This is a genomic window from Paenibacillus camelliae (genome assembly GCF_023715345.1).
GTDB classification, from domain to species: domain Bacteria; phylum Bacillota; class Bacilli; order Paenibacillales; family Paenibacillaceae; genus Pristimantibacillus; species Pristimantibacillus camelliae.
The window spans coordinates 1-14,715 of the sequence record NZ_JAMBNY010000017.1; the positions used below are offsets into that span (position 1 = coordinate 1).

The following is a 14,715-nucleotide window of genomic DNA, read 5'->3' on the forward strand; positions in this document are numbered from 1 at the left end:
TCCGCCGCTAACTCTCAGGAGTGCAAGCACTCCATCAAGTCCGCTCGACTTGCATGTATTAGGCACGCCGCCAGCGTTCGTCCTGAGCCAGGATCAAACTCTCCATTAAAGTGTTTGATTGCTCATTTATTTCGCTTTTTATCAACAACTCAACGGGGTTGAATTGTTAATGGCAGTTCTTACTCGTTGTTCAGTTTTCAAGGAACAATGTCGTTCTCATCTCATCTTGCGAGTGTGACTCGAACGTTTTGTTTTTGTGTGTCTTTCGCGATCTCTCGCGGCGACAAGAAATAATATACCATATGCTTCGCCCATAATGCAACCCTTTTTTATAATTTTTTTATTATTTTTATAAAAAGCCTCGCAGCACAAGGGCTGCGAGGCTTTTAGACAAGCACAATATATTGTATCCCCATTAACAACAGAATACCCGGTAATCCAAGAACAGCAGTCGTTCCTATCGTTAGAGGATTAATTGGCAGAGCATAGGGCTGCATGACTTCAATATAATTTAATAGAAAAAGTGCTGTCGCAGCTATAATCCAATGTACAATAACCTTCTTTAAGCTTATACGAGACAGTGGTTTTCTAAGCAACATAATAAACAGTCCAGCAGATGACGCAACAAATATCGTTAACCAAATTAAATTCATAGCACAAACCCCCGTAGCTTAGACCACTCTACATCCATCGCTCTAGCTTTATTCAATAACATCCGATACCTCTGCTCAGCGGCCATTTGCCTTAAAATCGCCCATTCGACTTCGTCATGTCCAACAGCAAACTGAAACATAATTTCTGTAGCCCGTTTATCTTCTAATGCTTGCTTAATTTCAGCTCGTAGCTTGTCCATTTCTCGCTGCTTCTCACGCGTAATTGAACGTGACTTCTCTACTTGTCCCGCTTCACGTTGCATCATATATCGTTTAAGCATTTGTTCCGCCTCCTTACTTACTACATATGTATGAGCAAGCAAAAGAATTAGAACTTACAATTGAAAAGGGTCCGCTAAGATATATTCTCAGCAGACCCTTAATTATTATTGTAGCAATATTTCGATAAAAATTTATAAGTTCGGACTTCAGGACCGAGAAGCTTGGACGCTAGTAGAAAATGAAGAGCGCAGCGTACGCTTTTGGTACATGAGCACTGGAGTTTTCGCTAGCGTTCAAGATTTGACGTCGAATAAACTTCCACGAATCCACATCGTCATCAAGTTCATGCTTATTAAACTACATCTTCCAAGTTCAAAAAGCTTGGCTTTCAGGACCAAGAAGATGGGACGATACTAGAAACTAAGGAGCGCAGCGTACGCGTTTGGTACGTGAGCACCGCAGGTTTCGGTAGCGTCACATATTCGATGTCGAGCTCACCACAATGTACGGCATCGTCATCAAAGTCAAGCTTTTTGAACCACCTTATAACAGCTCACGTCTTCCTTCTAGCGCCTTGGATAGCGTTACTTCATCTGCATACTCCAAATCGCCTCCTACAGGAAGACCGTGCGCGATGCGTGTCACCTTTATACCGAACGGTTTCACAAGCCTCGAAATATACATTGCTGTTGCTTCACCCTCGATATTTGGATTGGTAGCGAGGATAAGCTCCTGCACCGTATCGTCTCCAAGCCGCTTTAATAACTCAGCAATCCGAATTTGGTCAGGACCTATCCCTTCCATAGGAGATATTGCGCCCTGTAACACATGATAGTATCCATCAAATTCCTTTGTTCGCTCCATGGCAATCAAATCCTTTGATTCTTGAACAACACATATCACTTCTGCATTTCTACTCTTGTCCTGACATACTCTGCACGGATCTGTATCCGTAATGTTACAGCATATCGAGCAATAAAAAAGATTACGCTTTACACTGACTAGCGCTTTAGCAAAGTCAATGACGTCATCTTCCTTCATTCGTAGCACATGGAAGGCAAGTCGTGCAGCCGTTTTCGGTCCAATCCCAGGTAAACGAGTAAAGGAATCAATAAGTTTAGCAATAGGTTCTGGGTAATGCACGTTGTAGGTACAGCTCCTTTCGAATAGCTAGAGCTATCCTATCTTTCCATGTATCTTCATTAGAATAAGCCTGGAATTTTCATACCACCAGTGAATTTACCCATATCTGAGTTAGCAACCTCTTCAGCTTTAGTAAGTGCGTCATTAATAGCTGTTAGTACAAGATCTTGAAGCATCTCGATATCATCTGGATCTACTGCCTCTGGCTTAATGTCTACGCTCAGTACCTTTTTATGACCATTAACAGTAACAGTAACTACGCCACCTGCAGTACCTTCAAATGTTTTGTGTTCTAGCTCTTCCTGAGCTTTTAGCATTTGTGCCTGCATTTTTTTCACTTGCTTCATCATTTGATTCATATTATTCATACTATACACCTCATCCTTTATTCTTTTACGACGACAAGCTCTTCACCGAATAGCTTTACAGCTTCTTCGACCCATTCTGGCTGCTTGCTACCGCCTTGTTGTGTAGATATATTCTCAGGCTCTAGCTCCAGTGACTCGACGACTTTTTCTTCATTTCCATCGAGTGCAGCCTGCCAGTCCTTGAGCATAACAGTTACGATAGTATACGGCTGATTCATTACTTCAGCTGAAACTTGCTCGATAATTTCACGATGCGATGGTCGCTCTGTCATTTCACGATGCATATCGTTTCTAAAGGTTAAGAGCATCTGACCATCAACTGCGGCTACCAGCTCACTATCCTTCAACCAAGCCTGGACGGTAACCTTTCGTTCTTTTACGAGCATCATAATATCGCCCCACTTCATACGTGCAGCTTGCGTTTCTTGACTATTCAAAGAAGCGAGAAACGGATCAAGCTTGACCTTTGGGCGATTTGCGCCGCTAGCCGCAAAGTTTCTGCGGGCTGGTTGACGCTCATTACTTTGCGCTGATGGAGCTGATGCCGAAACGCCCTGCTTCATTAGCTTCGTTAATTGTGACTCTAAGCTTTGGATCTGTTGTCGCAGTGAAGCAATCTCCTGCGAGCTTGCTGTCGATGCTTGCTGCGTGCTAGAAGCTTGAGTTGAACAAAGCTTCAGCAGAGCCACTTCAAGCAAGGTTTGAGGCTGAGCTGCAGTTTTTAGCTCCTGCTGGTAATGATTGAGTATTTCAATCATACGGAACAGCTCCTCAGCTGTATAAGCGGAAGCCATAGCTTCAAACTGCTCAACTTCAACGATGCGTTCTGTTGCCGCTCGTCCGTTAGGCGCAAGCTTTAAGACAAGCAGATCGCGGAAATAGTAAATGAGATTTTCCATGCATTTGTCGGGACTTTTCCCTGCTTGCATGAGCTGTTCAACGAGAGAAAGCATTAAAGCAGCGTTTTTCTGTTGTATGGCTTCAGCAAGCTTATAAAATTGCTCTGCAGCGATACCGCCTGTAACGTCAACTGCTGCCTCAAGTGTAATCTGTCGATCGGAAAATGCAGCTGTTTGTTCAAGCAATCCAATCGCATCACGCATACCGCCTTCAGATAGCCGAGCGATATAGGCTAACGCTTCTTCAGTCGCTTGGATGCCTTCCTCTCTGCAAATCTCATCAAGTCTTGTGACCTGTTCTGCAGTAGATACCTGCCTAAAGTCAAAACGTTGACAGCGTGAAATAATCGTTGCTGGCAGCTTATGAGGCTCCGTGGTTGCCAATATAAAGATAACATGCGCTGGAGGCTCTTCCAATGTTTTTAGCAGCGCGTTGAACGCCTCTGCTGTTAGCATATGAACCTCGTCGATAATATACACTTTGTATCGCACTTCCGTCGGAGCATAGCGTACTTTTTCACGAATATCGCGAATTTCATCAATCCCGCGATTCGATGCAGCGTCAATTTCTACTACATCCATAATATGTCCTTCTGTAATGCCAATGCAAGTATCACATACATTACACGGCTCAACAGCGGGACCATGAACACAGTTAACCGCCTTGGCTAACACTTTAGCCGTCGTTGTTTTCCCTGTTCCTCGCGGGCCGTTAAACAAATACGCATGAGATACACGCTGTTCACGTATCGCATTTTGTAGCGTCTGTATAATATGCTGTTGTCCGACCATATCCTTGAACATCTGCGGACGCCAAGAACGATATAGAGCTATATGTGACACGTTATGATCTCCCTTGCAACTTGTTCAATAGCAAGTGCTATTGCGCCATCTTATTATACTACAATAGAAAGCTTTACAACATCTTAAACTGGATGAAAAACAAAAAACCTGGTAATGAACGAGATTTTACTCATTCATTACCAGGTCTTAGATGATCATTAATATCAATAGATAGAACCGTGCACCTATCGTCGATAGAAGCGATCCGAGTGACTTTCTTGCTACATAGCTCGAGCAAGGCACTCCTTCGGCACATGAACTAACTCACTTATGGCTGCTTCCTTCCGGACCTGACCAGGTTCATAAGCGTCCATTGCGAAGGACCCCGCCGTCAACACTACTTGCAAGCGTCAAACCTCACATCGACAACACCTAAGATAGGAATTCAACCTCGCTATAGCGGATTGCGAGTTACAGGGCACCGCTACCTCCCCATCTAGCACGGCAAGGAACAGTATATTACAAACTAGACAAAAGTGCAACCTTATCATACGGTTTAACACAAATTGCTAAAGGTATGCGGATTGTAGGCACACAAAAAAGCCTTTAGCACTTAATAGCACTAAAGGCTTCGATATGCCGCCTTGTTCAGGCACACAATTTACATACCGTATTTCTTTTTGAAACGATCTACACGGCCACCAGCGTCTAGGAACTTTTGCTTACCAGTGAAAAATGGATGACATGCGGAACAAACCTCAACTTTAATGTTCTGTTTAATAGAACCAGTCTCGAATGTGTTACCACAAGCGCAAGTCGCTGTAACGGTGTGGTATGTCGGATGAATACCTTGTTTCATCTCGTTCACCTCTTTCTGCCCTGGATCTCAGACGGACCAGAGTTATATGCACATAAAAAGATTTTAACAGATGGATGTTTCAATTGCAATGGAAAAGATATCGGCTAATTTTTCAATAAATACCGATGTTTCACAGCTTACTTATTAGTAGATGAGTTGCTTGTTGTCGTTTTCGCAACAGGCTTTCTTACCGTAGCTGATGTCGTTCTTTTTACTGGCGCTGCATCTGTCTTTTTAAGACTTTCAACTGTCGCGCCATCAGAAGCTATGTCAAGCGACATCAGAAACTGCTCATTGTTCTCTGAATTCTTCATTTTTTTGAGGAATTGATCTACAAATTCGAAGGAATCATTCATACTTTTACGAATAGCCCACACTTTATCAAGCTCTTCCTGCGTTAATAGCATCTCCTCACGTCTTGTTCCAGAACGACGGATATCAATTGCAGGAAAGATGCGGCGTTCAGCAAGCTTGCGATCGAGATGCAGCTCCATATTACCCGTACCTTTAAACTCCTCATAAATAATATCATCCATACGCGAGCCAGTCTCGATTAAGGCCGTCGCTAGAATCGTCAAGCTGCCACCCTCTTCCACATTACGTGCAGAGCCAAAGAAGCGCTTTGGACGGTGGAACGCAGCAGGATCGATCCCTCCACTCAATGTACGACCAGACGGCGGTACATGCAAGTTAAATGCACGTGCAAGCCTTGTAATGCTGTCGAGGAGGATGACAACATCCTTCTTATGCTCGACAAGACGAAGAGCACGCTCAAGCACAAGCTCAGCAACCTTGATATGATTTTCTGGAAGTTCATCGAAGGTAGAAGCTACAACTTCACCTTTAACAGAACGTTGCATATCCGTTACTTCTTCTGGTCGCTCATCAATGAGCAGTATGAACAACTCGATATCAGGATGGTTTGTAGAAATGCTGTTGGCAATTTCTTTTAAGAGTAGAGTTTTACCTGCCTTAGGAGGAGCTACGATGAGACCACGTTGGCCGAGGCCTACAGGGGCAAGCAAATCCATAATGCGCGTGGAAAGATTACTTTGCTTTGTTTCTAGCACTAGCTTTTTCTCAGGGTAGAGAGGCGTAAGTGCAGGGAAGTGTAACCGTTCTGCCGCAGTTTCAGGACTTTCTCCGTTTACTGCATTAACTTGAAGCAATCCATAATAACGCTCTGATTCTTTGGGTAATCTACATTTTCCTGAAACGAGATCCCCATTGCGCAGATCAAACTTTTTAATTTGAGAGGCTGAGATATAAATATCTTCTTTACTTGGCAAATAATTGATTGGACGCAGGAAGCCATAGCCGTCAGGCAGTACCTCCAATATCCCTTCCATAAATAAAAAACCGCTTTTTTCCGCTTGAGCTCTAAGAATCGCAAAGATTAATTCTTTTTTCTTCAATTGACCGTAATAAGGAATTTGATATTGCTTTGCAAGCTTATATAGCTCTGTTAATTTCATGTTCTCCAAATGTGCAATTTGAAGATCTGACATGCTCTCACCACTTTATAATAAAATATAAACCTTGCTAATATTTAAACAGCATTGCCCGAATCTATGAAAACTATTCGAGCAATACTGCTTCAAACTAGATTAATTGTTTTCTCGCCATACATCTGCACCAAGATTGCGCAGATTTTCAACAAGGTGATCATACCCGCGATCAATATACTCTACATTCGATATTTCGGTAACCTCATTCTCTACCGTTAACGCCGCTACAACAAGCGCAGCTCCAGCACGCAAATCAGCGGCCTTCACTTTCGCTGCAGATAGCTTGCCACCTTCAATAATCGCAGTACGACCTTCCACGCGCATATTGGCTCCCATTAAGATTAGCTCTGGGACATGCTTGAAGCGTGTACCGTAAACATAATCTGTGAGCAGGCTTGTGCCTTTCGCACAAGCAAGCAACGATGTCATCGGCGACTGAAGATCCGTCGGAAAGCCAGGATAGACTAGCGCTTTAACATCTACTGCATTATAGGAAGGCTTACCTATAATACGAATAGCTTCATCGTACTCCTCTACTTCGACACCCATCTCTTCTAGCTTTGCTGTTAAAGCTTCAAGATGCTTCGGAATAACATTGTCGACCAATACATTTCCTCTAGTTGCAGCAGCCATAATCATATAGGTCCCTGCTTGAATACGATCCGAAATAATAGAATGGCGGCAACCCTTCATCTCCGTTACCCCTTCAATTCGAATCGTTTCCGTGCCTGCACCTTTAATTTTAGCTCCCATAGCGGTCAGCAAAGTGGCTACATCAACAATTTCTGGCTCCTTCGCGGCGTTTTCAATAACCGTAACGCCAGTGGCACGAGAAGCTGCCAGCATAATATTTATGGTCGCACCAACACTTGCAACGTCTAGATAGATTTTTGCACCTTTGAGCTCTTTTGCTTTAATATGCAGTGCGCCTTGTTCATTCGTAACAACTGCACCCAGTGCCTCAAATCCTTTAATATGCTGATCGATTGGACGTGGTTCAAAATTACAGCCACCCGGCATACCAATAGTCGCTTCGCCGAAACGACCGAGCAATGCACCCATTAAATAATAAGAAGCACGCAGCTTTTTCACTTTACCGTTTGGCATTGGTTTAGATACTAAGTTGGCGGGGTTGATGCGAATTTCATCACGTTCACGCTGAACAATAGCACCTAACTCCTCTAAAATTTCACTATAAATCGCGACATCACTAATCTGAGGTAAATTATCAAGGATAACCTCTGTATCAGCTAATATTGCAGCTGGTAATAATGCAATCGCGCTGTTTTTTGCTCCGCTAATGGTTACTGTTCCATGTAGCGGTTTTCCACCGCGTATCATTAATTTCTCCATGAATCTAATGGTCCTCCCGTTTACCTGGAAGTCAACATAGTAAAAACCGCCATAAAGCGTGCTCCACGGTCAACTAGACGTATGAGGCGCGCGCTGACAATAGGCGGTTTTACATGTATCCCTTGTCCCTGTTTCTATTACACATATACCTATAATAAAACGAAAGTACGTTCCATTCATAAAATGTGTATCCTAGTAATTGTATTGTTTTAGTAGCTATTGTTGAATCTAATATGCGGACAACTTCCATCGCTCCATTACATCAATCAAAAACAAGTTGTCCATAGATATTCAACGATATTATAGCATAGTGCGTCGCGATTTCCTACCGCTTGTAGTCCTAAAATAACGGAAGCATCGCTACAGGGTGTAGCGATGCTTCCGCTTAAAATCACTTCTTAATTTAAGAATTCAACTTACTACGCGTCTTGAGTTGATAATTCACTTCAATACGGAGCTCATCAATGTCAAATGGCTTAGTGAAATGCTTTACAGCTCCGAGTTCGGTCGCTTGATTGATCATATCCAGCTCTCCATACGCTGTCATCATAATAACAGTAATCGTTGGGTCAATCGCCTTGATATGCTTGAGAATTTCTAGACCGTCCATACCTGGAATCTTCATATCCAGCAACACAAGATCAGGCCGCTCGCTGCGAACAATTTCTAGTGCAACTTTACCATTGGATGCTTGGGTTGTATGGTAGCCTTCACTATTAAAAACTTCCATCAGCAGAAGTCTTATTCCATTTTGATCATCAACTATGAGTACTTTTTGCTTATCCAAACAAATTCTACCCCCTAACATCGCATAGCACATATTACTTACTATTAACTAGTATCAGTATTCGATGTCAGGAGGTAGATTCCTTCTTTTTTGGTTAAGTTTAACTATGCTGTTTTATTAATTATTGTTGTTGTTTTAATGATGCTTCCACGAAACCACTAAATAATGGCTGTGGACGATTCGGTCTTGATGTGAACTCAGGATGGAATTGTACAGCAAGGAACCAAGGATGCTCCTTCACTTCCACCATTTCTACAAGGCGACCGTCAGGTGATGTCCCAGAGATGACAAGTCCCGCTTCCTCAAGTGCTTCTCTGTATTCATTATTAAACTCATAACGATGACGATGACGCTCGTACACTAGCTCGTCATTGTAGGCCACGTGCGCATTCGTTCCTTCAACTACTTTACATGGATAAAGTCCTAGGCGCATAGTACCACCCATGTCAGCAATATCTTTTTGATCTGGCAGCAGATCAATGACTGGATATGGCGTTGATGCATTAATTTCCGAGCTGTTGGCATTAACAAGACCAAGAACGTTGCGTGCATATTCGATTACCGCAACTTGCATACCTAGGCAAATACCAAAGAACGGTACTTTATTCTCGCGTGCATAACGGATAGCCGTAATTTTTCCTTCAATCCCACGATCGCCAAAGCCACCTGGAACAAGAATACCGTGAACACCTTGCAGCGATTGTGCAACATTAGCTTCATTAACCTCTTCAGCATCTACCCAGCGAATCGTTACATCAGAATCATGCATAATGCCTGCATGGCGCAAAGCCTCTGCAATACTTAGATAAGCGTCATGAAGTGCAACGTATTTACCAACGATTGCAATTTCTACATTGTTTTTCAATGATTTAACACGTTCAACTAAGGCAGTCCATTCTGTCATATTAGCCTGTGGAGCATCGATTTTCAGGTGGTTCAATACAATTTGATCAAGCCCCTGTGCCTGAAGCATTAATGGCACCTCATATAGTGTCGATGCATCTAGACATTCAACAACCGCATTCGCATCGATATCGCAGAACAAACCGATTTTACGCTTCAAATCTTCAGCAAGCGGATATTCTGAACGACAAACGATAACGTTTGGTTGAATGCCAATGGAGCGAAGCTCTTTCACGCTATGCTGAGTCGGCTTCGTTTTCACTTCACCTGCTGCTTTAATATATGGAATCAGTGTGACATGGACGTACATGACATTGTCACGACCGATATCACTTTTAATTTGACGAATTGCTTCTAGGAAAGGCAAGCTCTCGATGTCACCTACAGTGCCGCCGATTTCTGTAATCACGACATCTGCACCAGTTTCTTTGCCAGCACGGAAGACACGCTCTTTAATTTCATTCGTAATGTGTGGAATAACCTGAACCGTTCCACCCAAATAATCACCACGACGTTCCTTAGTGATAACATTAGAATAGATTTTACCTGTCGTTACATTGCTGTTTTTTGATAAGTTAATATCAATAAAGCGCTCATAGTGACCGAGATCTAGATCCGTTTCCGCACCATCATCTGTTACGAAAACTTCACCATGCTGGTATGGACTCATTGTTCCTGGATCGACGTTAATGTAAGGATCGAATTTTTGGATTGTAACCTTAAGTCCTCTGTTTTTAAGTAATCTTCCTAGGGAAGCTGCCGTAATCCCTTTACCTAATGATGAAACTACTCCGCCTGTAACAAAAATATATTTGGTCACTGTGATAATACCCTCCATGCTTTCATTATGTTTTAGCTTTCCCAAATGCAAAAAAATCAAGCCTTGCCCACAAAAAACAATGTGAAACACGGCTTATATATTACCTCTACAAACAAAAAAAGTGACACCCGTAGCACGGGGGCACTTTTCTCATTCTGGTATATAAATAATACATAGATATGTTAAGCTGTTTGTTTAGCCCATAGGATAGTTTACCTTCCCGTATAGGCTCGTGTCAAGCAATTCTGAAGGCTAGACACAAATTCGCAACGTTTGAATCAGCTTATAATAGGAAGCCCTGAAATTACTTATCCTCTTCCTCAAAATCTTCGAATTCTTCTTCCTCTTCTTCCTCTTCTTCAAGAGACATATCTTCGTCCTCTACTTCGTCAAGCTCAACATCTTCTTCGACTTCCTCATCCGATTCGCTGAACTCATCCTCTTCCTCATCATAGGAGTCAAAGCCGTCCTCTTCGGATTCGAATGCATCCTCTTCGATATACTCATCTTCTTCATCAAGATCATCGTCATCATTAATAATACGTGTACGTTTCGTATTTCCAACTGGATCTTCTGCACGCTCAACTGGATACCAGCGCTTTAAACCCCATATATTGTTACCAACACAAGCAAAACGTCCATCAATATTGATTTCTGTGTAAACCTGAGCAATAAATTGGTTAATATCCTCATCAGTAATACCACGCAGCTTCGCTACCTCCATGATGAGGTCTCGATAATAGTGTGGAGTATTCGCTACTTTTAATACCTCAAACGCTAAATCAACCAACGGCATCTCGCGAATACGCTCTGGGTCAATCTTCAATGTGATTCCGCTCATCTTAACACATCCTCTCTTGCTATCTGAATAAGTTGAATAGGTCCCTCTCAATTAACAATAGTCAAACTATAGTAAACATTATTTCCTTTAAAAATGCAAGTTGTAACATGGACGTGATATTTATTTTTTTTGGAGCGTATGTAAAGGCAAAAAAGCGACAGGATTTCTCCTGTCGCAATTGACTGTATCCTTCTGCCGATCCTCCAGCTTGGATCGGCAGAATAGATGAGCATAAAGCTCTTTCTATATGTTATGAGCCAGCATTAAAATTGACACGGTAATAAGCCTAAACTTTGAAAAAAAAGGCAGATGCATAAACACCCTCATGTAACTTCTCATACAATATTGAACATTGTTTATTGAGGAGGATGCTTTGCCATGAATTCAAAGAAGTATGACGATGCAATCATTCAGCTTCATACCTCCGCTACTCGAAAATTAGTGAATAACGGTATTCCATGGGGAGTTGATAAAATAAAAGCACCCCAGGCATGGACATTTTCCACAGGTAGAAACATAAAAATCGGCGTCATCGATACAGGCATAGATTATCACCACCCTGCCCTGCGAGGCTCTATATTACCCGGCATCAATTTAGTTGAGTCTAATCGTCCGCCCGTCGATGATAATGGTCATGGTACCCATATTGCAGGAACTATCGCTGCGGCCAATGCTGCTCACGGTATGATTGGTGTAGCTCCTCATGCACTAATCGCCCCGGTGAAGGCCTTTGACCAGTATGGGAGCGCATATGTATCTGATATCGTGCAGGCGATTGATTGGTGTGTGCGCAATAAGATGAACATCATCAACATGAGCTTTGGTATGCGCACAAAGAGCAGATCGATGTTAAATGCCGTTAATCGTGCGTATCAAAAAGGTGTCATTATTATCGCATCCTCAGGAAACGACAGTAAACGCAAGTCTATCGATTATCCCGCACGTTACCTCCACACGGTTGCCGTCGGTGCGACCAATGCCAATCGCAAGGTAGCTCCATTTTCTAATCGTGGCGAATATATTGATATTTATGCACCTGGCGATCGAATCGTATCTGCTTGGCTTAATAATGAATATCATGAAATGAACGGAACAAGCATGGCTACGTCACATGTAAGCGGAGCTGTTGCACTATTACTCGAGTTATATCCACAGCTCCGTCCAGGTGATATTAAAGCAGTACTCAAACGTTCCATGCAGCCATTAAAGTATACAAAATCCCGTAAAGCAGGCGAGCTTGACGTTATGAAGATGCTTAACGCTGCGAAAGAATTATATGGTTAACGAATGGAATAGATAAAAACTGCCGAATCAGTTCGACTGATTCGGCAGCTCTGTTCTATGCTATTAGCTTTAAGCTTTACATATCGTCTTCTGCAGCATCCTCAGCTTGACGATGCATTTGCTCTGGTGCAGATACACCAATTAGCTTAAGTGCATTAACAAGCGTTACCTTCACTGCTTGCAGCAGCACTAGACGGGCATTCGTTACCTCTACATTGTCCGTTAAAACTTTCTCTGCACGATAATAGCTGTGGAAAATCGATGCAAGATCATATACGTAACGAACGATTCGATGCGGTGCGAAGCTGCTAGCCGCTTCACTAATTTCCTGCGGGAACTCTCCAAGCTTACGAAGCAGCTCATATTCATGTGCAGATGTTAGCACATCTAGCTTTACAGATTGCAGCTCTGGTATCGCTACGTTTTGCTCTGCGGCTTGACGCAGCACACTGCAAATGCGCGCATGCGCATATTGTACGTAGAATACTGGATTTTCATTGGAGGTTGCAACAGCAAGATCCATATCAAAATCAAGATGAGAGTCCATGCTGCGCGATGTGAAATTATAGCGAATCGCATCAACGCCTACTTCGTCCATTAGATCCTGCATTGTTACTGCTTTACCCGTACGTTTCGACATCTTAACCTTTTCCCCGTTTTGGAACAAGCTAACCATTTGTGCAATGAGCACAGTAAGCTTCTCAGGATCGTTACCTAATGCCGCCATCGCTGCCTTCATACGCGGGATATAACCATGATGGTCAGCCCCCCAAATATTAATCATGCGATCATAGCCACGGCTATACTTGTCGAGATGGTAGGCGATATCCGGAGTTAGGTAAGTGTAAGAGCCGTCATTCTTAATAAGCACGCGATTCTTATCGTCGCCAAACGTCGTAGTGTTCAGCCATGTTGCACCTTCTTCTTCATATACATGACCAGATTCCTTCAGCTGCTGAAGGGCTTCAGTCACCTTTCCATCCTCATATAACGATGTTTCACTGTACCAGATATCAAATTCAACGCGGAATCTTGCTAGGTCTCGCTTAATTTTATCTAGCTCCCGTTCCAAACCGTAGCCGCGATAAAAATCATATTTTTCCTTGCCTTCCAGCTGAAGCAGTGATTCACCCTTCTCCTCGACAAGCGCTTTTGCAAATCCGATAATATCATCACCGTGGTAGCCATCCTCAGGCATCACTGCATCCTTACCTAATTGCTGTAAATATCTAGCTTCAATAGATAGTGCCAGATTCTCTATTTGCTTACCTGCATCATTAATGTAGTATTCACGGGTAACCTCGTAGCCGGCAAAATCAAGCACGTTGCAAAGTGCATCACCAACAGCAGCTCCGCGTGCATGTCCTAGATGCAAATTACCAGTAGGATTGGCACTTACAAATTCAACCTCAACGCGCTGTCCACTACCATCGCCTACACGACCGTAGCGCTCGCTTGCTGTTAATACTTCACCGATCACTTCATATAGATAACGATTGTCCATCCGGAAATTAATAAAGCCTGGTCCAGCGATCTCAGCACTTTGAATTGACGCCGCTTCAAGATCCAAATGCTTAATAATCTCTTCTGCAATGACACGCGGATTTTTTTTAGCCAGCTTTGTTAGCTGCATAGCCGCATTTGTCGCTAAATCCCCATGCGCCTTATCCTTCGGAACCTCCAACACAAACGCTGGCAGCTGATCAGCTTCTACCAATTCCGCCTTCACTACGGCATCGGCAATGGCTTCCTTTACCGTTGCATATAATCGATCTAATACATAAGTTGTCATATTGCTGTTGCCTCCTTCAATAATAAACGCAATTTAAACCTTCCAGTTGATTGTTCTCCAACATAAAGCTCATAATCCCATACTAAAGAAAATGGAAGCCGCTTAGGCAAACCTAAAACGATATGCTCCATTACATCTTTAATGATGAGCTGATAGGTATAAGCTGCTGTCTCCAGATTGATCATCCCATTGCTGTAGAAGCCTTCTCGACGTTCATGTATTCGGTACACTTGCTCAGCGTCTACCGCGCCTTTTCGAGATACCTTTAATTCATTAGACTCATAGCGCAATAAATGTCTAACCTCTCCAGCATCCGTCTGCTCCGTGTACTTTATGTAAAACGCTTTATCCTTCAAATACCATTCACCAAGCATTTGCTGTGTGACGACTTCATTGTCCTGCTCACTTTCGAGCTGTATCCATATCTTTTGTTTATAGTTCATACCGAACGCTCCATATGCCTTACGTTATATCTTATTACTATAAACAGTAACGAAGCG

At 42.9% G+C, this 14,715-nt stretch carries 14 protein-coding genes, 1 rRNA gene and 1 other RNA gene; 1 reads left to right on the top strand and 15 read right to left on the bottom strand.

Translation table 11 applies throughout. The features are described from left to right. The 13 genes from M3180_RS19325 to rpoE form a co-directional block, all read right to left on the bottom strand. Positions 1–109, bottom strand: a 16S ribosomal RNA gene (locus M3180_RS19325); the annotation flags it as partial. Positions 110–386: 277 nt separating this feature from the next. Further along, positions 387–653: a pro-sigmaK processing inhibitor BofA family protein gene (locus M3180_RS19330; RefSeq protein ID WP_251670580.1), complete on the bottom strand. Its 267-nt coding sequence runs from the start codon at positions 651–653 to the stop codon at positions 387–389. After that, complete coding sequence (locus tag M3180_RS19335; protein ID WP_251670582.1) at positions 650–934, bottom strand: hypothetical protein; 285 nt, start codon at positions 932–934, stop codon at positions 650–652. The genes M3180_RS19330 and M3180_RS19335 overlap by 4 nt, the downstream gene beginning before the upstream one ends. A gap of 484 nt (positions 935–1,418) precedes the next feature. Then, a complete protein-coding gene (gene recR / locus M3180_RS19340) occupies positions 1,419–2,018 on the bottom strand; it encodes a recombination mediator RecR (RefSeq protein ID WP_251670584.1) in 600 nt (199 codons plus the stop codon). 59 nt (positions 2,019–2,077) lie between these two features. Then, a complete protein-coding gene (locus M3180_RS19345) occupies positions 2,078–2,386 on the bottom strand; it encodes a YbaB/EbfC family nucleoid-associated protein (RefSeq protein WP_251670586.1) in 309 nt (102 codons plus the stop codon). Between the two features lie 17 nt (positions 2,387–2,403). After that, positions 2,404–4,128: a DNA polymerase III subunit gamma/tau gene (gene dnaX, locus M3180_RS19350; RefSeq protein ID WP_251670593.1), complete on the bottom strand. Its 1,725-nt coding sequence runs from the start codon at positions 4,126–4,128 to the stop codon at positions 2,404–2,406. A gap of 177 nt (positions 4,129–4,305) precedes the next feature. Then, positions 4,306–4,573: signal recognition particle sRNA large type (gene ffs / locus M3180_RS19355), an RNA gene on the bottom strand. 156 nt (positions 4,574–4,729) lie between these two features. Next, positions 4,730–4,927, bottom strand: a complete 198-nt coding sequence (rpmE, locus tag M3180_RS19360; RefSeq protein ID WP_251670594.1) for a 50S ribosomal protein L31 — start codon at positions 4,925–4,927, stop codon at positions 4,730–4,732. A gap of 137 nt (positions 4,928–5,064) precedes the next feature. Beyond that, positions 5,065–6,435, bottom strand: a complete 1,371-nt coding sequence (gene rho, locus M3180_RS19365) for a transcription termination factor Rho (protein WP_251670596.1) — start codon at positions 6,433–6,435, stop codon at positions 5,065–5,067. Between the two features lie 99 nt (positions 6,436–6,534). Continuing rightward, the gene (gene murA / locus M3180_RS19370) at positions 6,535–7,788 is read right to left on the bottom strand and encodes a UDP-N-acetylglucosamine 1-carboxyvinyltransferase (protein ID WP_251670597.1); all 1,254 of its coding nucleotides are present in this window, start codon (positions 7,786–7,788) and stop codon (positions 6,535–6,537) included. Between the two features lie 403 nt (positions 7,789–8,191). Continuing rightward, entirely contained in the window at positions 8,192–8,575 is a 384-nt protein-coding gene (locus M3180_RS19375; protein ID WP_285855806.1) for a response regulator, read from the bottom strand. Positions 8,576–8,696: 121 nt separating this feature from the next. After that, a complete protein-coding gene (gene pyrG, locus M3180_RS19380; protein ID WP_251670600.1) occupies positions 8,697–10,298 on the bottom strand; it encodes a CTP synthase in 1,602 nt (533 codons plus the stop codon). 304 nt (positions 10,299–10,602) lie between these two features. After that, a complete protein-coding gene (gene rpoE, locus M3180_RS19385) occupies positions 10,603–11,139 on the bottom strand; it encodes a DNA-directed RNA polymerase subunit delta (RefSeq protein WP_251670602.1) in 537 nt (178 codons plus the stop codon). A 378-nt stretch (positions 11,140–11,517) separates the two neighbouring features. Between rpoE and M3180_RS19390 the strand changes: the two genes are divergently transcribed. Further along, complete coding sequence (locus tag M3180_RS19390) at positions 11,518–12,423, top strand: S8 family peptidase (RefSeq protein WP_251670603.1); 906 nt, start codon at positions 11,518–11,520, stop codon at positions 12,421–12,423. A gap of 76 nt (positions 12,424–12,499) precedes the next feature. Here the strand turns inward: M3180_RS19390 and argS are convergent, their stop codons facing one another. Then, positions 12,500–14,215, bottom strand: a complete 1,716-nt coding sequence (argS, locus tag M3180_RS19395) for an arginine--tRNA ligase (protein WP_251670605.1) — start codon at positions 14,213–14,215, stop codon at positions 12,500–12,502. Continuing rightward, on the bottom strand, positions 14,212–14,658 hold the full coding sequence (locus M3180_RS19400) for a YwiB family protein (RefSeq protein ID WP_251670606.1): 447 nt from the start codon (positions 14,656–14,658) through the stop codon (positions 14,212–14,214). The genes argS and M3180_RS19400 overlap by 4 nt, the downstream gene beginning before the upstream one ends. Positions 14,659–14,715: the final 57 nt, after the last annotated feature.